Consider the following 24,330-nt stretch of genomic DNA (forward strand, 5'->3'; position numbering starts at 1 on the left):
CATGGAAATCTTGCTGGATGCCGTCACAACGATAGCCCGCCTGATTTCCCCAGAGAAAGTGCGATTTCTGGCAGGTAGGGTTCGAAGGACGGAAAGCGGAAAGGCGAACATCGCACTATTGGGTGTCGTGGACAAACCAGAAGCCAAAGATGCCGTCGATAAACTCGTCGATGCTTGGCGAGCCACGTCAGTCAGTGCCCCTGAGCTGGCATCAATGTTGATTGCCGCGAGCCATGCGGTGGCGAGCGCGTCAAACATTCAGACGACTGAACTCGTATGGACGGGGCCTACGACGCCATTTGTCTCTACTCGTCGAACGGAGCAGGCGCTGTTACAGGTTATTGCTGCCGCTAGACAAAGCCTGTTCATCACCAGCTTTGTTGCCTACGATGTCTCGACCATTGTGAAGGCGTTGAACGACGCAAGTAAGCGCGGGGTACGCATTTCAATGCTGCTCGAATCATCCCAAAATCATGGCGGCAGCATTTCATTCGACGCAATCGGTAAGATGAAGACGCTGATGCCGTCCGCGCGACTCTTCTCTTGGCACGAAAGAACGGCCTCATTTTCTGATGGGCGCGTCCATGCCAAGGTCGCAGTAGCCGACGGTAGTATGTGCTTCGTTACGAGCGCCAATCTGACCGGCCATGCAATGGAGCAGAACATGGAAGCCGGGGTGCTAATTTCCGGCGGTGATATCCCCAAATTGTTGCACGAACATTTGGATGCGTTGGTCAATACGAAAATTGTGTCGTTGATCGAGGACTCGGCAAGTAGTGGCCCATGACGGATATAGGTTGGGCCGCGATTCGACAGTCACAGCCAGACAGAGGTGGCCTCACTCGTTCGGACAGTCATCTGAGATTTTTAAGTGGAACGTCCGAGGCAATCATGCTGCCGATTTGATCGCAGGCAGCGTCGCGAAGTATGCCTCATCCGGGGTCTGATCCGCCAGGCTCGAATGGGGCCGTTTCCGGTTGTACAGCTCGACGTATTCGCCGATGGAGCGCCGGGCATGGCTGACCGACTCGTACGCTTTCAGGTAGACCTCTTCGTACTTGATGCTGCGCCACACCCGTTCGACGAACACGTTGTCGCGCCAGGCCCCTTTGCCGTCCATCGACAGCCGCACGCCCCGGCTCAGCACCGCCTCGGTGAACGCGCCCGCCGTGAACTGGCTACCCTGATCGGTGTTCACGATGTCGGGCAGTCCGTAGCGGGCGAACGCCTCTTCCAGCGCCTCGACGGCGTGCGTGGCTTCCAGCGTGATGGCGACCCGGTACGCGAGAATCTTGCGGCTCGCCCAGTCCACCACTGCCGTCAGGTACACGAAGCCGCGCGCCATCGGAATGTACGTCGTGTCGAGGGCGAACACCTGATTGGCACGCTCGATCTTCATGCCGCGCAGCAGGTACGGCCAGATCTTGTGCTGCGCGTTGCGGCGGCTCGTGTTCGGCTTGCAGTACAGCGCCTCGACGCCCATGCGCTTCATCAGCGTGCGTACGCGACGGCGACCCACCTCATGGCCTTCCCGGCGCAACAGGCGCGCCAGCATCCGCGCCCCTGCAAATGGGAACTCCATGTGCAGTTCGTCGATTCGCCGCATCAGCAACTGATCGACCTCGCTGACCGGCTGCGCCCGGTAATATGCGCTCGATCTCGCGATGCCAACCAGTCGCGTCTGTCGCGAAACCGGCAGCGCATGCGTACAGTCAATCATCGCTTTGCGCTCAGCAGTCCGGCTTTGCCGAGCGCTCCTGACAAAAAATCGTTCTCCAGCGTCAACTGCCCGATCTTCGCGTGCAGCGTTTTCACGTCCACCGGCGGATCGCTCGACGGTGCACCTGTCGCACCAAACACGTCTGCCGCACGCTCCTGCAACTGCCGCTTCCATTCCGTGATCTGGTTCGGATGTACATCAAACTGCTGTGCCAGTTCGGCCAGCGTGCGCTCACCTTTGACCGCTGCCAGTGCCACTTTCGCTTTGAACGCCGTGACCTGCCCCCCGAGATTAGTACGCTGACGGTGTAGAGTCCGTTCCGACAAGGAGCGGTCATGAAGAAGCGATTCACCGAAGAACAGATTATTGGCGTGCTGAAGGAAGGCGAGGCGGGCCTGAAGCCAGCAGAGCTGTGCCGCAAGCACGGCATCTCGGAAGCGACCTACTACAACTGGAAGGCGAAATTCGGCGGCATGACGGTTTCCGATGCGCAGCGCCTGAAGGAGCTGGAGCAGGAGAACAGCAAGCTCAAGCGTCTGCTGGCCGAGTCGATGCTCGACAATTCTGCGTTGAAGGACCTTCTGTCGCGAAAATAGCAAGCCCGCAGGCCAAACGCGAAGCGGTCCAGATATTGATGACCGAACGCGCCATGGGTGTCACCCGGGCCTGCGGGCTGGTAGGGATTTCGCGCTCGCTGTTTCAGTATGAGTCGCGCCGCCGGGTCGACGACGAAGTGCTGACTGGCCGGATGATGGCCATCGCCGCGCAAAAGCGTCGCTACGGCTATCGCCGGATTCATGTTCTGTTGCAGCGCGAGGGCTGGCTGGCAAACCATAAACGCATCTGGCGGCTGTATAGCAAGGCTGGACTGAGCGTGCGCAAGCGGCGACGCAAGCGCATAGCCGCTGTCGAGCGCAAACCGCTGCCGGTGCCAACGGGGCCGAACCAGAGCTGGTCGATGGACTTCGTCAGCGACGGGCTGGCTTATGGTCGGCGCTTTCGCTGCCTGAACGTGGTCGACGATTACACGCGTGAGTGCCTGGCTATCGAGGTCGATACCTCATTGCCGGGTCAACGGGTCAAGCAGGTGCTTGAACGGTTAAGCGAGATGCGCGGCTTGCCCGGGTCCATCACGGTGGACAACGGCCCGGAGTTCGCTGGTAAGGTGCTGGATGCATGGGCTTACGAAGTGGGCGTAACGCTGTCGTTCATCCGGCCCGGCAGGCCGGTGGAAAACGCCTACATCGAGAGCTTCAACGGGCGATTCCGGGACGAATGCCTGAACGAGCACTGGTTCGTTTCCATGCGTCACGCCAGGCGGTTGATTGAAGATTGGCGTATCGAGTACAACACCGAGCGCCCTCACAGTTCGCTCGGGTATCTGGCGCCAGCGCAGTTCGCGCAGGCGCACGAAACGAAGGAATTATTAACCTCGGACTCTAACGGCGCTTCGTACTAATACCGGGGGCAGGTCAGCCGCTGAGTGCGTCCGTCGGGTTCTCTTCGTCATTTCCTCGGTTCCTTTGCCAGCATTATCGCTGGCTCAGGCCCCGGCCAAACCACTTATCCGACTGTCCGAATTTGCGCGGCCACCTCTGACTTCGTAGGACCTGGCTTTACCATTTTTTAGGTCATGAGCAACATCGGCCAGTTGCGAACTCTCACATCGCCGAGCGGTCACTCGACGCTTGACCCCATCAGTCGTTGACGATGAGACGCAACGAAGCTCACGCGTCGCTCGGGTACTCGACATCATGGAAGTGTTTGTTTGCAGAAGCCAGTGCTTCGGTGAGCCCCTCGTACCTAGTGTCAATATCGCTCAGTACCTTCGTGGGCGCACTACACGCACGAAGCAATGAGAACAGGCGTAGCTTGGCATAAGCGCACGTGTCCGAGACTACACGTGCTGAATGCCCAAGGCTGACAGCAGTCCGGCGAGCCTCATCCCTTCTTGAACGCTCCCAGATCATTCCAATGCTATCCGCATCTTTATGGATCAAGTGGCTGCTCATTGAGTAGCCGTGCGCAAGATATTGCCTTATAAATCGAAACACGGGATCTTCGGTTCGGGCAAAGAACCTGCACATTCCAGAAAATGACCATCTCTCTTCAATTTCCTGCCGAGCACGTTTGGAGTAACTTGCCCGGATTGAGCTAACCTCCTCGGGTTCGACGAGCAAATCTTTGAATGACTGCCACTCGGGTGCATTCGCATCCGGTACGGCGTCGAGAAATTGCCTCGCGTTTTCGCCGCGCCGGATGGCAAAAAAAAGCGGTAACACTTGCCAATACTCCTCAACTTTCAACTCAATCTCTGATATTGACCCGTACAACATGTACGCGAGCTTGACGGAGCCCTCCATGACGGAGCGGGAAATCAGATCGGCATCCCACTCTTTGCCCGATTGAATCAGGATAAGAGCGCTTTCACTGGAAAGGTGACAGTCGATGAATAGCTGCGCAGCAACGAATCGGACAAGAGGTGGCAGGCCTTTATATGCTTGGTCCAAGTACGGCTTAGCACAGTCGAAGCAGTCGGCAATCAAATGGCTTGCTCCGGATGCCCAGACGGCTGGTGATGCAGACATGATCGGCTCCTTGAAACCTAGCGTACTGTAGGTCGGTCGTACGCGAATGTTGTAATTTATCCGGGAATGCCATCGCGACACCTCGTTGGTATCAATAGGCTCCCCTAATGCGACGAAACGAGTGTCGGTAAAATGGTTACCCGGAGCACGAATAAAGCGGGGCATGACGCCCCGCGTGAATCATTCGCCGCCCTCTGGACTGGCCTCTTTCACCGTAACATGCCACGGTGCCGGTCGTGCCGCACTGGTCTCAACACAAACGATGTACTTAGTTTCACTCGCAATCACTTGCGACGTGCCGGACAGGCTCGACATCACGGCCCCTTCACAAACCTCCACATTCCAGACAGACACGAACCGCCGTGGCCGCGCGCTGAGCATAATCGTCGGAAAAACTCTGGATAGCACGGCTCTCGCCTGCTCAACACCGGTGCCCGGCCGGAACAGCGCCGGGATAATTTCTAGCGGATTAACGGCTAACTGTTTTTCGAGGCTTACTCTATCGAGCGATCCGGCGTATGCCTCAAGTTGAGCCAGTTCCTCAACGAGCCTTCGTTTTTCGTTACGTTGATCACGATAAGCCTGATCGAGAAAATCGTCGCCATCTGCCTCAAGCCGACGCATACGTTGAGCCAGGTTTTCCAGTTGCCGGTCGGCACGTGCCACCTCAAGACGAAGTTCGATGATTCGCTCTTCGTGACCACCCGTCAGCCGGGCGCGTAACTTGTCACGAAACACCTGCAACCGGGAGTTATCGAACATGGCGTTCAACAAATGTGTCAGCGCGTGCTCGAGTGATCGTACCGAAACATAATCAACCCGTTCCGGGCTGTCCGAACTAGCCACTCGACGCCGCTGGGCGCATGCCGCGCAGTACAACCCCGGCGAGCTCCCACCACCCGCGATACTCATCCGACTCCGGCACACTCCGCACGTCACGAGCCCGGTAAACAACCTCACCGCACCGCCACGAAACGCCTTCGATCCCGAACTGGTATTGCACGCGTACCAGATGCTGTCGTCGACAATCCGCAGTTCTGGTCGCGCGTACTCGATGGACTCGACTTCCTTCTTCTCTCGCTTGGCTTTGGCCTTCGTGAACGCACTACCTCTGTACACGAACACGCCCCGGTAAATCGTATTTCCAATGACTTGCCTGACCGTAGCCGGTCGCCAGTATCCAGCTCCGTCTTTCGGCGGCCGTGGGCACGGCACGCCTGCCCGGTTCAAATTCTCGGCAATGCCATTGAATGACGCTCCGGCATACCGCATCGCGAACATTTGCCTCACCCACTGCGCCGCGTCCTCGTCGACCTCCCAAATGGTACCGCCCTCGTTGTCGCGATCACCGACCCTTGCCGCCCGATATCCATAGGCCGCTTTCGCGATCATGAATCCCCGAATCAATTGGCCCTGCATTCCACGCTGCACCCGATGACTCGTCTCGCGCACGAAATGACTCGCGATCAGACCAGACATACCGAAGTGCAACTCCCAGCTAGGTAGTGACGTATCAATCCCATCGCAACTGACGAGCCGAACACGGGTACGTTCGATTCGCTGCTGCAGGTATGCGAATTCCATTGTGGATCGTGCGAGACGCGAAATCTCGTCGATCACGATGGCGTCAAATACGCCCTCTTCCCACGCGGCGATGAACCGCTCGTACCCGACACGTTTTTTCAGCCCCTTGTCCTGCCCGGTGATCGCGGCGTCAACGAATACGTGTTCGTCGTCGACGGTAAATCCGGATTGTTCGGCTTTCTGCCTTGCCCTGCGAATTTGATCATCGATTGAAGTGGCCCGCTGCTCGTCGTCCGAGTAACGCGCGTAGATAGCTGCTCGCTGCATACATCTCCCTGTTGAATGTGCGCTGCGGCGAGTTCGACCAGGAGGTCGATCAGCTCTGAAACTGGTCCTGTCATTTCCATCAATATGTCCTCGTTTTTGCCTCAGCAATGTGTATAGCAAGTGGGCGAATCACGGGGGAACGCACGGGTTGCTATACGTATTGAGCGAATCCGCTCACGGCCATATTTCTAAGGACACTACAATGGAAACGACGAACAGAGAAAAAACTGGACGCAGGCAAAAACATTGCCTCGATGCTGAGCAACTGCAATTACCAGGATCACGATTAATAGCAGCGCTCATTCAACGAGCCAACGCCAGTGGACATACGCTCAGCCAAATGGCCAGCGAGCTCGGATGTACGTTTGGTTATGTCTCTCAGCTGAGAACCGGTCTGCGGAAAACGAACAGGATTTCTCAGCAGTTTGCCGAAGCGAGCGCTCGGTATCTCGGGGTCATGCCCGTGATCGTCAAGATCCTGGCAGAACAGGTTCAGGCAACGGATTTCGTGCTGCCTAACGAGGCACTCGATCATCGCCTCAATCAAGCAATGGTGTTCATTCGAGATGATGGAAATTTCGGAGCATCGGTGCCGAACGATATTCTCACCGCCAGTCGAGAGATGAAACTATTCGTGATCGAATGCTACCGCGAAGCAACTGGGCTTGATCTGACGCCAGGGGCATTACCGACCAGAAGGTTCAGTGACATGATGCAGGCGACACTGGCGTTCGATGAGGAAGTCCGGCAGCCTCCACGATTGCCAAGGGACGAGGTGTCCGATTACCCGGCCTTGATGGTGGAGGCTTGATGAACGAACATCTGATACGCGGAGCTGGATTTCACCCCGGCGTCGTTATCCCGTCTGCTGTCTGGCGACACATCGAAGAGGGTTGTACGGAACATCCCTCGCCAGGCGGAGCGTTGATAGCTGAGGTACCTGACAAGATGCGGAAGGCCATCGAAGCACAAGGGTACGGATATTCCAAGGCAAATGTTCTCTATACCGCGAACGGACTGGCCTATCTGAATCTCACGCTTCGGATAGGGGCCGCAGCACTGTTGATTATCGCGAATCTGGCTGAACCCTGCGTCCGACAATTTCTGCAAGATGCGCGTACACATGGGTCCATGACCATCGTGCTACATCCCCAGAACGACAGTTGGGGAAAAACACTGCTGTTCACCGTCGACAACTCAAAATACGGGATACTGCTTGACTCAACCGTGGAGGCGCGTCTCCCGCTACCAGTCGAATTATTCCAGCACAAGATAGCGGTCTGCCTTGAGCTGGGAAACGATATACCAAGACAGTCTAACGGCGTTGCACCTGAGCACGTGGCCATTGTGCTAGTCGAGAATACGACCGCACTACAGGATCTCGACAGAACTCTCGGACAGGAAAATATCTGGTAATTCACGCGCGGGCCATGCCCGCGCTTTTTTTGTCTGGTCAGATGTATTGGCTGATACTTGAACTGGCCAATGACGTGAGAGCGTATGCCCCGACTCGTCCACAAAAGGACGCTCGCGAACATCATTGGACATCCATGAGACCGCTTCGCTCCGGCAACGGCCAATTCGACGGAACCTGACGACGAGCAGGTGCTCTGGATACCAACGAAATCTTGATCGTTACGACTAAGATGACTCACGTCGTATGCCGCTTGCCGTCAGGGTGGTCAATCTAATGGATTGTCTGAGTTGGATTCAGCAGCCGACTCTCGCGTTTGCTGTCTGTCAGCGCGACGTAGACCTTCCAATTCCTCCGTTGCGGCAGCCAAGGCCTGAAAATGGTCGTTCTTTGCGGTTTCCAGAGGTGGCCGCGCAAATTCGGACAGTCGGATAAGTGGTTTGGCCGGGGCCTGAGCCAGCGATAATGCTGGCAAAGGAACCGAGGAAATGACGAAGAGAACCCGACGGACGCACTCAGCGGCGTTCAAAGCGAAAGTGGCACTGGCAGCGGTCAAAGGTGAGCGCACGCTGGCCGAACTGGCACAGCAGTTTGATGTACATCCGAACCAGATCACGGAATGGAAGCGGCAGTTGCAGGAGCGTGCGGCAGACGTGTTTGGTGCGACAGGTGCACCGTCGAGCGATCCGCCGGTGGACGTGAAAACGCTGCACGCGAAGATCGGGCAGTTGACGCTGGAGAACGATTTTTTGTCAGGAGCGCTCGGCAAAGCCGGACTGCTGAGCGCAAAGCGATGATTGACTGTACGCATGCGCTGCCGGTTTCGCGACAGACGCGACTGGTTGGCATCGCGAGATCGAGCGCATATTACCGGGCGCAGCCGGTCAGCGAGGTCGATCAGTTGCTGATGCGGCGAATCGACGAACTGCACATGGAGTTCCCATTTGCAGGGGCGCGGATGCTGGCGCGCCTGTTGCGCCGGGAAGGCCATGAGGTGGGTCGCCGTCGCGTACGCACGCTGATGAAGCGCATGGGCGTCGAGGCGCTGTACTGCAAGCCGAACACGAGCCGCCGCAACGCGCAGCACAAGATCTGGCCGTACCTGCTGCGCGGCATGAAGATCGAGCGTGCCAATCAGGTGTTCGCCCTCGACACGACGTACATTCCGATGGCGCGCGGCTTCGTGTACCTGACGGCAGTGGTGGACTGGGCGAGCCGCAAGATTCTCGCGTACCGGGTCGCCATCACGCTGGAAGCCACGCACGCCGTCGAGGCGCTGGAAGAGGCGTTCGCCCGCTACGGACTGCCCGACATCGTGAACACCGATCAGGGTAGCCAGTTCACGGCGGGCGCGTTCACCGAGGCGGTGCTGAGCCGGGGCGTGCGGCTGTCGATGGACGGCAAAGGGGCCTGGCGCGACAACGTGTTCGTCGAACGGGTGTGGCGCAGCATCAAGTACGAAGAGGTCTACCTGAAAGCGTACGAGTCGGTCAGCCATGCCCGGCGCTCCATCGGCGAATACGTCGAGCTGTACAACCGGAAACGGCCCCATTCGAGCCTGGCGGATCAGACCCCGGATGAGGCATACTTCGCGACGCTGCCTGCGATCAAATCGGCAGCATGATTGCCTCGGACGTTCCACTTAAAAATCTCAGATGACTGTCCGAACGAGTGAGGCCACCTCTTTCCCGACAGCTTTGCCGCCATTGCTGAAAGCTGGTTTTCAGCGATACGACGTCCTTCTCAAGTGCATCAAGAAAACAGGGTATTTCGCGATTTGGCCAGTTCGGCTGTCTACCCAGCAACTGAGCTTCCAGCATAGCAAGGGGAGAATCCGGCGGAGACAACACCGCCGACGTATCAATGTCTTCGGACAGTACTTCGTTTGGTGTGGCTATCAGCGTGGTTCCAATAAAGGTCGACGCAAGTAGCTGTGGCGTCAGAGATTCGAACCGCTTTCGAGAGCGCAACCGATATGGCCAGTCCCCTGAGGGGCCATCCGGTACTTTGATCGATCCTCCGTCGTCTATCATGAATCCAATGTCACCGATCCCTCCCTTCGTGAACGTCTCACCCGAGACATGAAGGTCGAAGAGCGGGCTACGATTCTTGAGATCAATCGATTGCACCGCCAATCCCGGTAGAAACTCGAGGTAGCCGACAATCCACCCCGACGCATGCCAGCCAAGCGTGAGGAATACCTGTTCGACAGCGTGTACCTGGCCCCCTACTTCCACATTAGTATTGTGGACAGTGAGGCGGGCCGACGCACTTGAACGAATGATTGTGCATAGATAGACCGTCGGCCAGTATGAAGTGGAAACACCGATTGAGTCCTGCTCCCAGGTGTTGGGCTTAAAGATGTCCTCCCCGTAGACTGCGGAGACCGTGTAAGCATCCTGGAAGAACTGTTTCAACCGATAACGTTCAGCGATCACCGCAAGTTTCGCCTTTAGCAGCCGCCATACAGCTTGCGCAGGTGAGAAAAACTCTTCATCAATCGCGTCCTGAGCGCTGAAAGCATTTGACCCTTCTGTAAGCCGGATGATCGCGTCGTGAGGTGCCATCTCCATCAAATCGGCAGCCGCCAGCGCCAAGCGCAGGTACGGTAGCGGATGGGCACACAAGCGCGGCTCCTTCGTTCTCCTACTTTTTGATTTTGGCAAAAGACAGTACTCGCCCAGAGCGTTGACGGGGGCATCGGGATTGTGTCGAAGCCCAGACTTCACAACGACGTCACTTTTCCGGACACCTTGCTCTTTGGCCTGAACCAACAACTCGCCCAAATTCTGGGCGAGCGTTCTCTTCTCATACAGCGGCATCACGCCGCTGTACTCTTCGATCTTCTTTTCCGCAACTGCCGCGAGATACGCACTGTTTCGCATCAGCGATTCGGCAGAAGTCGACACGATTCCTTCCCGACCAAAAATTTCAACCTCGATAGGGCTCATGGGCACGGATATAACGCGCGCGGCTAGCACGTGCCCGAGAAACCTTGCCGCTCAACGGCGTCTGGACATGAAGCCACACTTCACCACTTCCGTCCCGCTCGAAACCGATGATTTTCCATACACACCCGAAATCGGTGCCTTTCAAATGAACCTTCATCCCAACTGTCATCGCGGGCAGTGGAATCGGAACACCTTCGTTTAGTCGCCTGCGCCACATCTGCTCCTCCTTAAGAAAAAATTGCGCTGCAGGAGGAAGTATGAGGAGAGGGCCGCAACTAATCTCTACGCAAGCACGAGATTTTTCATCAAATTATACGTAGATTCTATGTGAAAAATTACATAGATCGATCAAAGTCGTCGTTCACCCTGCTAGTTGCTCGGTACGAGTTAGGAAACTTCCACTTTTACGGCCCGCAACATCGGCCTGCACCTCATTTACGTATGGGCGGAATCTGTCGGCCATTGAGATCGGGAACATTGCATGCAGGAAAGATGCCCCTATCCGAGGCGGTGCGTAGCAGTGTGCTGACGCACTCCGTAAGACAGTCGCGACCGTGCCAAGCGTCTGAACGGCGCCTGTGGCCGGATTGCGGCCTGTCGCGCCGAGCGACACAGCGACTTATGGCCTGACATGACGCTGAACAGCGAATAAAGCCTCGACTTATTCAGGCAATACTGATAAAAACGGCTCCCCGAAGGAAGCCGCGAATCATGTGTCTGGATCTTCAATGCCTTGAACTGACCTGACACGCCGCCAACTCAGCTATCGCTGCCGACTGCATGGCCAGATAGTACGCCCGACCAAACGCAGGTGCCCCGGTTGGTATTGAGGACTCGGTATACAGATGGATCGTTACGTCGTCCGGCGCATCAACCATGTACCTCACCGCCTCAAAAAAGGCCACTGCTTCGTCCTGATCCTGAGCCTCCAGAAGCGCAACCGTAATCCCGCTTGGCTCATGTCTTACCGCGTAGAACCTACATTGTGCCGAGACAGGGGTTGGATACCTCGTCATAGTTGTACGTGCTTCACGTCAGCCAACTGGTGCGTGGCACAGTATTCGACAGGCATCACGATGCCAACGTGTACCGAGTGGACCTCAATGTCGTTGATCGGTGGTACGGCTGCCCGCTCACTCGTCGCATGCGCGGCCAGCGCAAGTTCGACCAATACGTCATCAGCCGAATGCTGGGAACCGAGCTGGCACAACGAATACATCGGCACGACCCCGCTCCACGGCAGGCGATCCGCCAGGGTAAACTGCTTTTCTGTTCCGCACACGCCCAGCACGCACACCAGCGAGTCATGTCTGAGCGAGCCGAACAGCCGTTGAATCGGTGGTTCGTACATCGGCAGCAGGAATCTGTGCTGATGCGTGCCTAGCTGATATGTGACGATACCGAAGTGGTTACCTAACGGCCCCACAAACGCCGTCAGGCGCAGGCCGACGGGCAAGCGTTGGTCGACCAGCGCATCAGATGCCTGCGTGCCTGTTTCGCCGAACAATCCCCATCTCTCGCGTGCATTGTGGTTCCACCCTACTACGTCATTGCCCTGCATCAAGTTGCTCAGTTCTCCCTGTGCCAGGATGCGTGCTTCAGAGATCACGGTACCGTTCAGCTCATATGTTGCGAAGGTCATTGCTGTTGTTGTCCTTTAAATGTGGCACACCGAGACTGGTGCACTTCGTATAGCAACGCCGTCAACTACGAACGGTCGAAGTGACGTAGCCGTCGTCATCGCGCAGTTGTCCCACCGGGGTAACTGTGGAACGCCTTCCGCAGAAACAGCGGGCGAAGCCCACTGGCCAACAAGGCGGAACCTCTGACGGAGGCTGCAACAGAAAAGCGCCCGCCTAGTTAATCGGTTATGTGGTTATTTGGTTACGTGCCAACGGCAACCCGGAAAACCGCACCAGGCGGGATTTCAGCTTTGGGAGCGGTGGGCCAACTGCGCGAATTCCGTGGGTCAATTACGCGATGGCGGCGGGACAATTGCGCGATCCAGGTGGGCTGACTGCGCGCCGACACTGCACTAACCCGTCGCAAATCATGAATGTGCTAAGAAAGCCGACCTTGACCAGTTGAGCGAGTGCCTGATCTAGCTTGCGCCGGAACTCCTTGCGTGGCGTTCCATCGCCGCACAGACTTTGCAGTCGGTCGAGCGGAAAATCGATGGGCTCACGATGTGACGAATAAAACCCGAGCATCCACGACGCAAGCGATGAGCCCCGCGTAAGTTGGTCTTCGTATTGCTTCAGAATGCGCGTGTACTGCCGGTCGCGAAATAATTCGGCAATCTCCCGGTCGAAATAGACCCTGATAGCTTTCGAACCGGGTACGAATTCCCATTTCGCAATGAGCGATACAGCTGCACCCTGCCGCGAGATACGCGGCACGAACATTTGCAGACTTGTAGCTTTGAGCCGGGTCAGCGTATCGATCAGTTTTTTGTACGCGGCATTCGATGTGCCCCATCCGATTTCGTCACAAAAACGGCGCGGGCGAAACGTCGCCGAGCCCGGCGTATCGCCCTCGAGATGCAGCGCATACATGAACACCCGCCGGTCATCCTGGCGAAGTTCCTCCCCGGTGTACTCGATATATCCGTTGCGTGCGGCCTGCACCATTAGCCGGTGGCGAAAAAACTGCCGTCGCAGAGAAGCCGGATCGGCAACGCGGAACAGAGCGCACCTCACAAACTCATTCGGAATGACCGGCGCATTATCTGGGCGTGCAGGCACAAGCAGGTGCGATTCCTGCCATAGCTGTGGCGTTGGTACAGAAGGTCGTGGCTGGACGCCCTCCTCGCGCTGCTGCTCGGCGACAAGCGCGTCGAGTATGTCGTTCATCGGATCAACTCGGACAGGACACAATCATCCAGTTGCTCCAGCGCCAGATCGAGACCGCGTTCAAGCGCTCGATCCAGAAATTCAACCCCTTCGAATCCCCCGACGCGCCACGCCTGCGTGATGTCATATGTCCAAGGTGAGCCATCTCGGTCACGCCGCTCTAGCAGGTAGCGCCTATGGAGCGTGGTGTTGGCATCGACGATGACATATATTTTCCGGTAGCCGGGCTTGCCGTAGCTTCTCTTCATGATGGTCCGTGGTCAAATTGAAACCACAAGTCCAGCGATCAGTTTTAGCCGTGGCGGCAAGACCGCCCCCCAAGCAAGCATGCATCCGACAAAAAAGGGCGGCCCGCTTACGCAGGCCACCCCGATCACAGCCTAAATCATCTGCTTCCGGCCACCCTCCACGCATGGCAGGAGTGCAGCCGGAGTGCGTATTGCCTTTCCCTTGGGTTAGTGCACCATCTCATCCACCTGTCTGTCCGAGGTCATCAATACCCGGTTGAATGCCTCCATCGGCATCATGACGGAAACGCTCAAATCGTCGACGCTACGGCCATCAACTAGGGATGGAAGCATGCTCAGATTACATACCTCGCCGACAACGTCCTTCCACGAGCTCAGCGTATCTCGGTCATCAATATCGACTCCCGATTGCAAAAGGTTCGCGACGGGCGCGTGCAATTTCTGCGGGAACGTGACTGATGTAATGGCCGCGTTATCACCACCGGCGTCACCCAGCGACAACTGAAGCGGCCCCTCCCGCAGCGACCGGATGAATTCGGCGACGGGTTGTTCGAACAGCGGCAGCAAAAATCGATGCTGGTACGAATCGAGTTGTATGGCCATGACCGCATAGTTACCAGCCAGGCCGCCCGTCATCATGCAGCACGTGAATCCCAACCGGGGTGTCCCGGCAAGTAGTCGCGAGAACATGGGCAGAGACACGTCTCCACACAGGAACCAACCACCTAGACCTGCTGACCTATCCTGCCTGTCCCCCACAACTGCCATCACTTCGTCCGGTGCCATTAATCTGGCAGGGTAAACAGTTGCGTCACCGTGTCGTCCCAGCACTCCCATTCCGTCAATCATCGTCGTGTCCTATATGAAGCGCCACATAGCGCAATTCGTATAGCAAACGTCGGACAGCACTAGCCATAGTATCGTCAGATTCAGCACAGGCCGTAGTTGTTGCGCCTGAAAACCTCGCGTGCTCCGAATGCATTGCCATATGTCGCCAGCGTTTTCAGCTCCTCATAATCCTCTTTGCTGATCTCTACGCTGTCTCGACCGATATAAAGTTTGTGGCCGTTAAATTTGATCTCATGCCCACCAAGTGCCACAGAAAAATAGATGTAGCGGCGCGACGGGGTTTTGTATTTTTCCAGAATTTCCCTTGCGTTCTCGACGCTCTCCGCTGCATAGCCCGACTCCCAGTTGTCCACTTGTTTTCCGTCGATCTCCAGCCACGACGAACCACAGCCGACATTCCCCCAACTTCTCTCCATCTCTGCTGCATGCTCGGCAAGCGTACGGGCCGCCACGCGGAGATTGCGCGGACCTGCAGAAAACTCATAATGAACCACGGGAACACCGGCGCCGAATGACTGCATTACGCCACGGTGGAGTTTGGTTACGACAGTAATTTTTGACATCTCTACGACTCCAATTAGTTGGGATTCTCTCATCGCCACATTGACTCGTATGGCTAACGATTTGTTCGTGGAAGAGCCAGCCCAAGACTGGATCTCTGCTCGCCGAGCGGAAACGCTTTTTGCTCTTTCCGGCGCATCTGTTACTCGTGAAGCCACGAGTTTTATCTCAGGATCAAAGCCTGCCTCCCGACTCACGCTGGACTTCGGAATGAGTTTTTCGGGAATAGCAGACGGCGCACGCGCAGCGGACAGATGTACAGAAAGACGCAGGCGAGAACTCATCCGCGCAAAGGTCAATGAGCCGGAAGCGGAAAAGCCGGAACGCACGCTGGCCTGCGCAGCAGGCGCATGAATAAAGCAGCACTGAGGAATGTATGGACGAGCCATAACGAACCCTTCTGAAGGATAAAAAACTCAGAAAGATCCGTTCGGCCTGTGGCGCTACACGGAGTTCGAATTTCCGGAAGCTGGGGGAACGAATGTCTTACATCTGCACCGGTCGCTACATCTCAATACAACGACAGTTACTTGGCCGTACCCTGGCGGGCTCGAACGGCGGGGGAACTGGAATTACGCCCATGATCGACCGGTGAAGATGCTTAAAAAATTAGCAGAACCTGTCCCTATTGTCAATGAATCCCTGCGGTTGGAGCGGCTTGCGCGGGCAGTCTCAACGGCCGCCCTTCAATGATCGGCTCATCATCAAGCGCAAGATCATACTGGCGCCTTTCAGGCAGGAAATCACGGCAGCACCCAATTGCGCGTCGCGATGCAATGTATGCGGTCCTTTAACGACGCCCCTCTGCGTTGACACGTCGCGGATTGGTTTCAGGGAGCCGGTAGACGCGTTCGCAGCTATCTCCTCTGATAGTACGTGATCGTGAAATGTGCTGGAGTTTTCCCATTTTCATCGGCCGGCATCGGGTCAGAATCCTGCACCGCTCTTAGCGCAGCATCGTCCCACGCAGAATTACCACTTGAATGAACGATAGTTGCCGAAAGGAGCTTGCCATCGGGTGAGCAATTCACCGCGACTACTGCCGGTAAAGTGACGTCTTCGCCATGCCACCTGAGGTTGGCACGGACCAGTCGCTGAATCTTCCGGGCGTACGGCTGTACGGCCGAGCCGGAAGCGACGGTTTTAGCTGGCGTCGCTACGAACCAGAAGGTGGTCTCGACAGGAATGCTCTTGCCGAAGAGCCCCAAAACGGGTTTGCAGGTAGCCAGTCTCGACTGACGTAGCGCAAGATTATCAAAGGCAGCGTCACCGGACGACCGCCAGAGTTCGGCGTCCTTGACCTGCCCCTGCTCGTCCAGAGACACGTGAACTGCAGCAGGCCCATTCGGCGTCGTCTTGCGTGGAGTGCCAGCCGCCAAGCCGTATTGGCAGGGTATTTGGTCGTCCGGGACAAACCGCGTGGTAGCCGGAGCAGCCTCAGACGCGGTGGTCAGCTTCGGGTCGGATTGCACGTCTGATTGGGCAAACGCGGTAGCCGTGCAAAGAGAAAGCAGTAATACGGCGAATCGCTTCATGGGTCGATATCCCTCGCTTGAATGGCGCGAATGGTTGCGCGGCCATCGTACAGCGCGAGGTCGACTTCGCGCATCACAAAACACGATATGGATCAATCGTGCGGAAGTCAGCGGACGTCTGCTGGCACGCCCCACGGGAGCAGTGCCGCGTAGTCGTCGGCGGTCTGCGCATGCGGCAGTCGCTGGAACAACCAGTGAAGGTAGCGGTATGGATCAATGCCACTGGCCTTGCACGTCTCGACGAGCGAGTACAGGTTGGCGCTGGCCTGCGCGCCGGCGACGGTGTCGGAGAACAGCCAGCCCTTGCGGCCGATGACGAACGGCCGGATTGCGTTTTCACACAGGTTGTTCGAGATTGGCCATATGCCGTTGTCGACGTAGCGGATCAGCTTGGGCCACTGGCCGTACAGGTACCGCAGCGCGCGGCCGAGCTGGCTCGACGGCACAACTGTGGGCAGATGTTCAACCAGCATCCGCTCAAGGATTGCGAGCACCCGCCCGCTGTACCGGGCACGCAATCGTTGTCGCCGCTGCGGCTCCCATCGCGCACCACGTGCTTCGGCTGCGAACAGCTTGCCGATCAGCATAACGAAGCGAGTCGCCAGCATGTCCGGCGAACGGGCGGCCTTCGGCACGGACTCTTCGGCCTTGATGAAGCCCCGGCGCACGTGCGCCCAGCATCCGAGATGGACGAGCTGGTGATCATGGGCGATGCCGTTATAGAGTTCGTACCCGTCCGTCATCAACGCCGTGCCGGGTAGCACGCCGGCATAGAGCCGCTGCGCGTGCTGCGCACCGCGTCCCGGTGAATACGAGAACATCCGCACGGGCGGCCCCGACCCGTTGACCTGTGCCCACAGATAACTCTTCGCCTGCGGTTTTCGTCCTGGCTCCTTGAGCACCTGGAAGGTCGTCTCATCGCCGTAAATCAGGTCCGAGTCGAGCAGCGCATCGCGCATCAGGTTGATCACCGGCTGCGTGGCCAGTCCTACGCGCACGACACTCGCTGCCAGCGTATTCGACGAGATGTCGCCGCCGAAGCGGCGCAGCAGAGTGGCCTGGCGATACAGCGGCATGCCGTACTGATACTTGCCGGTGATGATCCACGCGAGCGCCGACTCTGTGAGCAGCCCGCGCGCGATGATGCGCGCCGGCGCCGGCGTCACCTTGATGCCGAGATCGCAGCAGGGGCACGCGTACTTGACCCGCTGATGCTGGATGACGCGCACCTGCTCGGGAATCACGTCGAGCTGTTCGCTCGTCTCGACACCGATCTCCACGAGCACATGACCGTCGTTTGCACAGAACCGTTCGGACTCGGGCAGTTCGTGCCGCACGACCTCGCGTGGCAGGTTGGGATCGAGTGGCTTGCGCCCGCGCTTGCTGCGCAGGTGGGAGGCGACCGGCGTGCCAGGCACGTCTTCACGCGCGGGCGCGTCGGCGGACTGGGCCAGCGCTTCTGCCTCGTTGAACAGGCCGAGCTGGTCAGCATGGCGCGCCTCGCTCGATGCGCCGAACAGTTCGTGCCTGTAGGCGCGCAGCTTCTCTTCCGCAAGGTTCCGTTGGGCCGTCACGAGCCGGAGCTCACTGCGCAGGGCGTCGCATTCGGCGAGCAGTGCCTGGTATTCCTCAGCACTCGGCATGACGGGGTTGTTCGGCATGGCCAGTTAGACCGTGCCGTGTATCCGGTGTTCAGCTTATCCGCGCGTAATATCGCTGGGGATGCTTCTGGATCACGGCCAGGTCGATGCCGTCGAGCAGCCAGTGCAGTTGTTCGACGCTCAGCGTGAGCGTTTCGCGACCACCCGGCCAGACGAAGCGGTCGGCTTCGAGTCGCTTGAGCAGCAGCCAGAAGCCGTTGCCGCCCCAGCCGAGTATCTTGATGCGATCACGGCGGCGGTTGCCGAACACGAACAGCGCCGGGGTCATCGGGTTCAGGCGCATCGCCTGTTCGACCAGGATCGACAGCCCGTTAATGCCCATGCGGAAGTCGACCGGATCGCGATGCAGGTAGACCTTCAGCCCTTCGTCAAACCGGAACACGGCAGCTCCCGAGCATCTGGATCACTGCCGTCAGTTCTTCGAGGCTCGCTTCGCCGAGGTTGAATTCGATCCCGTTGGGCAGGCACACGTGCAGCGCGGCGGCAGGCGCGGGAACACTGCGCAGCGGCTCGCGTGCCAACACCGGCGGCTGCGATGGCACGGTCACAACGGGTACAAACGCCGGCGCAGGTGCGTTCGCAGGCTCGCGCACCGGCATGTCGATCGATACCCCATCGATCATCTCGACCGCGCGAGACTCCTGCGAGCCGGCCACCGCCGCCTCGCGTTGCATCAGGTACTTCGTGATCCATTTGCGCAGCAGGTTCGCGTTGATCCCATGCTCCTGCGCCAGTCGTGCAACCGACACGCCTGGGCGCAGTGCCATTTCGATCAGCGCGCGCTTGGCACCCTCGTCGTACCGGCGACGACCGTCCCGCGTCAGCCGGACTACTCCTAACTCTGCGTGTTTGTCAGTCATTGGTGTCCACCTATTTGAACTGAACCCCGAAGGTTGGACATCAACCCGAGGGGTTTATGGGAAAATATACGGAGCAAGCCAAGCTGGCTGCGGTGAGAGACTACCGTTCAGGCGAGGGCGGGCTGAAGGCTATCGCTCAGCGGCACAACGTCGACGTTTCATCGCTACGCCAATGGATCGCTGGTTATCGCACGCACGGTGAAGCCGGTGTTGTCGAGAAGAAGCGGGAGTTCTATGGCGTCGAATTGAAGCTTTCGGTATTGAAGCGAGTGCGTGAGGAGGGGCTGTCGCATCGACAGGCCGCCGCATTGTTCAATATCCGACGTTTCAACATCATTGGCCGCTGGGAGCAGCAATATAACGAAGGTGGACCGGAAGCCCTGTCGTGGGGTTCCAGGGGGCGTCGCAGGAAGATGACGAAGAACGCTGCGTTACAAAACAAAGCGCAACAAGCCGGTGATGCGAGAAGCCACCAGGAATTGCTGGACGAACTGCACCGTCTCCGTATGGAGAATGCATATCTAAAAAAGCTGAAGGCCTTGGTTCAAGCGAGCGAGCGGTCAGCGCGAGAGAGCGAACGAAAATCGTGCTTGAGCTAAGGCAACAATATCCGCTTGCAGGCCTTCTGAAGGTAGCGGGACTTGCGCGCAGCACTTTCTACTACCAGCAGAAGGCATTGCAGATGGTCGACAAGTATGCTGATCTAAAAGTGAAGATTCGCATGTTGTTCGATCAACACAAGGGACGGTATGGCTATCGGCGGATCACGGCCGTCATCCGGCGAGACGGGCACTTGGTCAATCATAAGACCGTCCGACGATTGATGGTTCAGCTGCAGTTGAAGTCCTGTGTTCGGGCGAAGAAGTATCGCGCCTACAGAGGGCAGCTCGGCCACGTAGCGCCGAATGTACTCGAGCGCAGGTTCGAGGCGAGACGTCCGAACGAAAAGTGGGTGACTGACGTCACGGAGTTCAACGTGGGCGGTCAGAAGCTGTATCTGTCGCCAATCATGGATCTCTACAACGGCGAAATCGTGTCGTATGAGATTGCCAGACGTCCCTTGTTCAATATGGTGAGCGCAATGCTAGGGAAGGCGTTCAACCGGCTGCAATCCGGTGATAAGCCAGTCCTGCATTCCGACCAAGGCTGGCAGTATCGGATGCCAGAATATCGACGTCGCCTCGAAGAGCGTGCAATTACCCAGAGCATGTCTCGCAGAGGAAACTGCCTCGACAACGCTGCCATAGAGAGCTTCTTCGGTACGCTAAAGTCGGAGTTCTACTATCTCAATGAGTTCCGAGACGTCGAGGAGTTACGAACTGGCATTGAGAGCTACATCAAGTACTACAATCACGACCGAATCAAGATCAAATTGCAGGGGTTCAGCCCGGTCGAGTACCGAGCTCAATTTGCGAAGGCATAGTCGTTCACAGTCCAACTTCTTGGGTTCAGTTCAATTTAGGTGGACACCTTTCTCTCACACTCCATCTGTCGGTGGCAGGGCGTGGTTTATTGATCGCTTACGATGCAATCACCGCAAATGCCGAAAGTAAGCTTCGCGCACCGTGGTGGCCGCGTCGTCAATACTGAAACTGGCGGCTCCCGGTCTCAGCAGCGTATCCATGTCATGCCGGAATGCCGATTTCCGCAGTCGGGCGTCGAGTTGTGCATTGGCCTCGTCAGCGTTGAAATGCGTTCCCTCCTTCTCCAGGTACCAAGTGAAGGCATCCATTGCCCGGATACCATCGACCACGTACGGCGTCGCACCCGCCGTGCTGCATCGCCAGGCGTGAAACAGGTCAAACAGGTCGCGCCCCTGCTCACGCTGCATGAGCGCCCGCGTCTTGGTACCCAGCATTTCGTTGATATCGTAGGAACGCGCGGTGGCGCGGACCACTTCCCCCTCCTCGTCAAGCGTATCCAGCCCGACATCTACCAGGGGGTAAAGCGAGGCGCTTTCATTCAGATTCACCTCGACCTTGATCGTCTCTTCACGTTGAAGGCCGAGCGGCACGAACTTGTACGACGTACGTAGGATTTTGGACGGTTTGAGCACGTTGCGGATGGCAAGCCACGCATCCGCAATCGCTGAATCACTGGGACGACCCAACACCGGCGTCAATACGCGGCGCAGGTGATTATCCAGGACATCGGTATCCATGGGTTTGACCAGCACCAGATCGATATCTTCCGAGTATCTCGCCGCCGGGGCGAGATGCCCTTTATGCAATACCGTGCCACCGCGCATAGCCACGCACTCGCGCAGCACGTCATCGTCGAAGATCGCAGCCACGCCACGGGACAGACGTAAGTCCTGCTCAACCTGGCTGCGTTTGGGCCATGGCGCATTGGCCTGCCATGCCGTCAAATGGAATTGTTGCATCATGTATTAGCTCCGGCGCGGTTGGCCAGCATTCGCACCTTGAAATCCGTGTTGATCGAGAAAGGCGCGTGCTCATCTGGATCGATGTCGCTTTCCAGTGATACAAGCCGCAAGGGTTTGCCGTGCAGCCAGTGTTGGACAGATGCGGTCAGCTCGGGCTGATTGTCCATGGCAAGGCATGCCCCCAGTCGTTGCGCAAGTGGTAAGGTTTGCACCGCATCCAGGGCCTGCGCAAATCCAGCAGGCGTGCAATGCACCCATAGCGCCCGCAATACCTGCTGAACACGGTCGATGCCCCCCACGATGACTTCACGCTGGATGAGATCGAGGGCAGTCAGCTCAGGCGTGCTGACACGAAATCGCCCATCAGCCGATTCATGCCAGCGGGTCGGCATCTGCTCAAGCCCTGCCCGGGTATGAAACACCACCTCATGGCGCCCAACGGTAATCGGGCGACGCTTATGCGGGACCATCACCTGGGTCACCATAACCGCATAGGGCGATGCCCCGTAGGTTTCGGCCGCGCTCAGTAGCCCAACGTAGTAGGGGGTTTCCAGCGTCTTGCGCAAGTAGTGATCCAGCCACGCCTCCAAAGGTGGCGCGCCCGCGATTGCATGCTGAAGCGGGACGATTAACCAATGCTCGGCACCACGGGAGAGCCGCACGATACGTCCGCGAGTCTGCTGGCGATAGAGTGCCTTGCGCAGCCCTTCAGGGCTGACACCGGGCATTGCGCCCCGGATCTCATCAGCCCGGACGTTGAGCTTGCCCGAACGCTCGAATGCATCCAGGACGCTGGCGAGGTGTGGGATCATCGGTGAGATCTCTGCGGTACATTCGCGCAATGTACCATTTAATGTCCCATAACGCGAACAAACAAGCACCATCGGGCAAATTATCGAGCCACCCAGCTTCTTTATCCAATCGGCGAAAACACCGCCGTCTGGTTCGATCAGTGGCAAGTTCGCGAGCAGTTCAGGAATGGCTGTCCGTCAATGGTCGCCTCGTCGTCGAGTGCAAGGTCGTACCAGCACCAAGCGAGTTCGCCGTAAGTTTCAGTGGCCCGCACGTCCACAAACGGGAGTAAGGCGGCACGGTACTTTTCCGGTATGGGTGTCGCAGAGAATTCTTCGATCAGCATTGTGCAAAAAAACAGGCACTGGGACTGACTCGCGAACAGCTGATACACGTAATTTTCGGCATCGAACTGGCCCCTGGATGCTGCCGCAACGAAACTGTCCATGACAAGCTCGCGCAGCTCAAGCCCCAGTTCATCGAATGCATTTTCTGCATGGATGCGGGTCAGGTTGCCCGCGTTAGGGTTCCATCCACCATGCCGCGACATCGCGTTCATCAACTGAGGATTGCCGACGTTCCAGTAGTAGGTCGGGACGATAATTTGGGACTTGTGGTTCATGATCACGTTTAAGGCTCCAGGTGGATTGTGATAACTGGTTTGCTCAATGCTCACTGGGCAGCGAATGCGGAGGACTGATGTTGTGCGCGGTGTGCGGCCAGATCCTTCGCAAGAAGGCCCGCCATGCGAACGTCTAGCGTTGATTGCCGTCGAGATTTTTCGTTACGCGTCTGGCGCTGGCTCTGCTTACCTGGCGAAGAGGCCCGAGCCCCGGGAAACTCTGACGTGCAGCATGTGACACCCTCATCGGGTGCAACACAGCCGCCGCCACGAAGGGCCTGATCCAGCCACGTATAGAAGATGTCTGGATGCCAAAAGGCGCGGGTACCAATATGGGCGGGCGCGGGCATTGACCCAGCCGCAACGTAGTTATCTATCGTGCGAATGCTGACGCCGAGAATCTCGGCGACATCTTCCTTGCCGAGTGGTCGAAAAGCTTCAACGGTCATGTTCTGTACTGTGGTCGAGTTGCAACCACGAGTGAAGCGAGCCGTTTTATCCCAACCGGGGTGTCTTTCCTGAACCTTTGTTACAAATGTTTACGGATCGCCCAGATCGCCCATTCGGCAGCCCCATCGTCGCCGAATTTTTAGCCGATGCAAGCTACGTTCGCTCGGCGCGACCTCTCAAACTTCTGTCGCATTTCTGTCGCACTTGGGGCGTTTTCCGCCACAACTTCGGCTGCGAGAAACCACACGCAACTACGCGCAACCGCGCGTAAGTTGTTGATAATTAAAGAGTGTGGTATGCTCCGCAACGTTCCGTTTAGGGACGTTTTTGGCGTTCGGGACGTAGAGGCCGGAGGTTCGAATCCTCTCACCCCGACCAGAATTCTTCCTTGTGAACCAAGGACATCAAGCCCAGCCGATGCTGGGCTTTTTTGTTTTTGCGCTCCGCTTTGCGGCAAGATCGCCGTACCTGTCCCACTAATTCCTGATCGGCGCATTTCCCCAGAGCGCGCAACGCGCAATCACCGGGGAGCCAACCCGCAGCCCGCGCAGTCTATCGCGCCATATCCGTCCACGACCTTGCACCTTCCGGGGTAACTGCTAAACCGATTGCTCGCACATGGCGTTAACCGCATGTCAGTCGCCATTGGTCGTGGCGTCCTCGCCGGACCAGGAACCCAAGTTCAATGTTTCCCTCTCTGGGGTAACCGGGTGATCCGACAGGAAAGCTGGCAGGCCGTTGTCGGCTTCACGTTCCAGATGCGACGCAGAGAAAAAGCCGCCACCCGTCGCTGCGCAGGCCGCTTGCCTCCAGATACTTCGCTCCGCGCAGGTCGGTAACGCGCTCCATATCACGACCGTAGGACAGCGATACGAGTTGCCCCGCCAGCGACGACACATTACCCAGTCCCAGGTCCATGCCAAATATCCTGGCGATGGTCGTTGATACCGAGATTGCGCACAAGCTGCTTGAGTGGGTCGTGGCCCGCCA

At 57.5% G+C, this 24,330-nt stretch carries 24 protein-coding genes; 6 read left to right on the forward strand and 18 right to left on the reverse strand.

Annotated features, from left to right (window positions below; translation table 11 throughout):
• Position 1: 1 nt before the first annotated feature.
• Positions 2 to 787 (forward strand): DISARM system phospholipase D-like protein DrmC, encoded by a 786-nt coding sequence (gene drmC / locus L0U80_RS12890; protein WP_233864654.1) that lies wholly within the window; start codon positions 2 to 4, stop codon positions 785 to 787.
• 102 nt (positions 788 to 889) lie between these two features.
• Here drmC and L0U80_RS12895 read toward each other — a convergent pair.
• A protein-coding gene (locus L0U80_RS12895; protein WP_233864656.1) for an IS3 family transposase occupies positions 890 to 2,046 on the reverse strand; the annotation gives its coding sequence in 2 pieces (ribosomal slippage) (positions 890 to 1,761 and positions 1,761 to 2,046; 1,158 coding nt in all).
• A 9-nt stretch (positions 2,047 to 2,055) separates the two neighbouring features.
• Between L0U80_RS12895 and L0U80_RS12900 the strand changes: the two genes are divergently transcribed.
• Positions 2,056 to 3,179, forward strand: a protein-coding gene (locus tag L0U80_RS12900) for an IS3 family transposase (RefSeq protein ID WP_373322135.1) whose coding sequence is annotated in 2 segments (ribosomal slippage) — positions 2,056 to 2,314 and positions 2,314 to 3,179 — 1,125 coding nt in all. Because the reading frame shifts where the segments join, the coding sequence is not laid out codon by codon here.
• 268 nt (positions 3,180 to 3,447) lie between these two features.
• Here L0U80_RS12900 and L0U80_RS12905 read toward each other — a convergent pair.
• Both L0U80_RS12905 and L0U80_RS12910 read right to left on the reverse strand, forming a co-directional pair.
• On the reverse strand, positions 3,448 to 4,308 hold the full coding sequence (locus L0U80_RS12905) for a hypothetical protein (protein ID WP_233864659.1): 861 nt from the start codon (positions 4,306 to 4,308) through the stop codon (positions 3,448 to 3,450).
• Between the two features lie 180 nt (positions 4,309 to 4,488).
• Positions 4,489 to 6,159, reverse strand: coding sequence for a recombinase family protein (locus L0U80_RS12910; RefSeq protein ID WP_233864661.1), 1,671 nt, complete (start codon positions 6,157 to 6,159; stop codon positions 4,489 to 4,491).
• A gap of 202 nt (positions 6,160 to 6,361) precedes the next feature.
• On the opposite strand from L0U80_RS12910, the gene L0U80_RS12915 reads away from it, so the two are divergent.
• The 3 genes from L0U80_RS12915 (at position 6,362) to L0U80_RS12925 (ending at position 9,197) form a co-directional block, all read left to right on the forward strand.
• Positions 6,362 to 6,970, forward strand: a complete 609-nt coding sequence (locus L0U80_RS12915) for a hypothetical protein (protein WP_233864663.1) — start codon at positions 6,362 to 6,364, stop codon at positions 6,968 to 6,970.
• Positions 6,970 to 7,575, forward strand: a complete 606-nt coding sequence (locus L0U80_RS12920) for a hypothetical protein (protein WP_233864665.1) — start codon at positions 6,970 to 6,972, stop codon at positions 7,573 to 7,575. Before L0U80_RS12915 ends, L0U80_RS12920 begins: the two co-directional genes overlap by 1 nt.
• 486 nt (positions 7,576 to 8,061) lie before the next feature.
• Positions 8,062 to 9,197, forward strand: a protein-coding gene (locus L0U80_RS12925; RefSeq protein ID WP_373322092.1) for an IS3 family transposase whose coding sequence is annotated in 2 segments (ribosomal slippage) — positions 8,062 to 8,317 and positions 8,317 to 9,197 — 1,137 coding nt in all. Because the reading frame shifts where the segments join, the coding sequence is not laid out codon by codon here.
• Here the strand turns inward: L0U80_RS12925 and L0U80_RS12930 are convergent.
• The 10 genes from L0U80_RS12930 to tnpA form a co-directional block, all read right to left on the reverse strand.
• On the reverse strand, positions 9,181 to 10,524 hold the full coding sequence (locus L0U80_RS12930; protein WP_233864667.1) for a hypothetical protein: 1,344 nt from the start codon (positions 10,522 to 10,524) through the stop codon (positions 9,181 to 9,183). The two genes, L0U80_RS12925 and L0U80_RS12930, sit on opposite strands and share 17 nt — an antisense overlap.
• 1,012 nt (positions 10,525 to 11,536) lie before the next feature.
• The gene (locus L0U80_RS12935) at positions 11,537 to 12,166 is read right to left on the reverse strand and encodes a hypothetical protein (protein ID WP_233864669.1); all 630 of its coding nucleotides are present in this window, start codon (positions 12,164 to 12,166) and stop codon (positions 11,537 to 11,539) included.
• A gap of 331 nt (positions 12,167 to 12,497) precedes the next feature.
• On the reverse strand, positions 12,498 to 13,376 hold the full coding sequence (gene trfA, locus L0U80_RS12940) for a plasmid replication initiator TrfA (RefSeq protein WP_233864671.1): 879 nt from the start codon (positions 13,374 to 13,376) through the stop codon (positions 12,498 to 12,500).
• Positions 13,373 to 13,624 carry a hypothetical protein gene (locus L0U80_RS12945; RefSeq protein WP_233864673.1) on the reverse strand — a complete coding sequence of 84 codons (252 nt, stop codon included), beginning with the start codon at positions 13,622 to 13,624 and terminating at the stop codon, positions 13,373 to 13,375. Before L0U80_RS12945 ends, trfA begins: the two co-directional genes overlap by 4 nt.
• Before the next feature lie 207 nt (positions 13,625 to 13,831).
• Complete coding sequence (locus L0U80_RS12950; protein WP_233864676.1) at positions 13,832 to 14,473, reverse strand: hypothetical protein; 642 nt, start codon at positions 14,471 to 14,473, stop codon at positions 13,832 to 13,834.
• A gap of 80 nt (positions 14,474 to 14,553) precedes the next feature.
• A complete protein-coding gene (locus L0U80_RS12955; RefSeq protein WP_233864679.1) occupies positions 14,554 to 15,423 on the reverse strand; it encodes a hypothetical protein in 870 nt (289 codons plus the stop codon).
• A gap of 468 nt (positions 15,424 to 15,891) precedes the next feature.
• Complete coding sequence (locus L0U80_RS31805; RefSeq protein WP_373322154.1) at positions 15,892 to 16,569, reverse strand: TonB family protein; 678 nt, start codon at positions 16,567 to 16,569, stop codon at positions 15,892 to 15,894.
• Between the two features lie 107 nt (positions 16,570 to 16,676).
• A complete protein-coding gene (gene tnpC, locus L0U80_RS12970) occupies positions 16,677 to 18,230 on the reverse strand; it encodes an IS66 family transposase (protein WP_233864683.1) in 1,554 nt (517 codons plus the stop codon).
• Positions 18,231 to 18,261: 31 nt separating this feature from the next.
• Positions 18,262 to 18,612 carry an IS66 family insertion sequence element accessory protein TnpB gene (gene tnpB / locus L0U80_RS12975; protein ID WP_233864686.1) on the reverse strand — a complete coding sequence of 117 codons (351 nt, stop codon included), beginning with the start codon at positions 18,610 to 18,612 and terminating at the stop codon, positions 18,262 to 18,264.
• Positions 18,599 to 19,090, reverse strand: a complete 492-nt coding sequence (tnpA, locus tag L0U80_RS12980; protein WP_233864689.1) for an IS66-like element accessory protein TnpA — start codon at positions 19,088 to 19,090, stop codon at positions 18,599 to 18,601. Before tnpA ends, tnpB begins: the two co-directional genes overlap by 14 nt.
• A gap of 56 nt (positions 19,091 to 19,146) precedes the next feature.
• Here tnpA and L0U80_RS12985 point away from each other — a divergent pair.
• Positions 19,147 to 20,513, forward strand: a protein-coding gene (locus L0U80_RS12985; RefSeq protein ID WP_373322155.1) for an IS3 family transposase whose coding sequence is annotated in 2 segments (ribosomal slippage) — positions 19,147 to 19,632 and positions 19,635 to 20,513 — 1,365 coding nt in all. Because the reading frame shifts where the segments join, the coding sequence is not laid out codon by codon here.
• Between the two features lie 108 nt (positions 20,514 to 20,621).
• Here the strand turns inward: L0U80_RS12985 and L0U80_RS12990 are convergent.
• The 5 genes from L0U80_RS12990 to L0U80_RS13010 all read right to left on the reverse strand — a co-directional run bounded on the left by L0U80_RS12990 (position 20,622) and on the right by L0U80_RS13010 (position 24,258).
• Positions 20,622 to 21,476 (reverse strand): nucleotidyl transferase AbiEii/AbiGii toxin family protein, encoded by an 855-nt coding sequence (locus L0U80_RS12990; protein WP_233864694.1) that lies wholly within the window; start codon positions 21,474 to 21,476, stop codon positions 20,622 to 20,624.
• Positions 21,473 to 22,435, reverse strand: coding sequence for a type IV toxin-antitoxin system AbiEi family antitoxin domain-containing protein (locus L0U80_RS12995; protein WP_233864696.1), 963 nt, complete (start codon positions 22,433 to 22,435; stop codon positions 21,473 to 21,475). Before L0U80_RS12995 ends, L0U80_RS12990 begins: the two co-directional genes overlap by 4 nt.
• A complete protein-coding gene (locus tag L0U80_RS13000; protein ID WP_233864698.1) occupies positions 22,426 to 22,896 on the reverse strand; it encodes a hypothetical protein in 471 nt (156 codons plus the stop codon). Before L0U80_RS13000 ends, L0U80_RS12995 begins: the two co-directional genes overlap by 10 nt.
• A 44-nt stretch (positions 22,897 to 22,940) precedes the next feature.
• Complete coding sequence (locus L0U80_RS13005) at positions 22,941 to 23,339, reverse strand: helix-turn-helix transcriptional regulator (RefSeq protein WP_233864700.1); 399 nt, start codon at positions 23,337 to 23,339, stop codon at positions 22,941 to 22,943.
• 748 nt (positions 23,340 to 24,087) lie between these two features.
• Entirely contained in the window at positions 24,088 to 24,258 is a 171-nt protein-coding gene (locus L0U80_RS13010; RefSeq protein WP_233864702.1) for a hypothetical protein, read from the reverse strand.
• Between the last annotated feature and the right edge of the window lie 72 nt (positions 24,259 to 24,330).

It is taken from the genome of Paraburkholderia adhaesiva (assembly GCF_021390575.1).
In the GTDB taxonomy this organism is placed as follows: Bacteria; Pseudomonadota; Gammaproteobacteria; order Burkholderiales; family Burkholderiaceae; genus Paraburkholderia; species Paraburkholderia adhaesiva.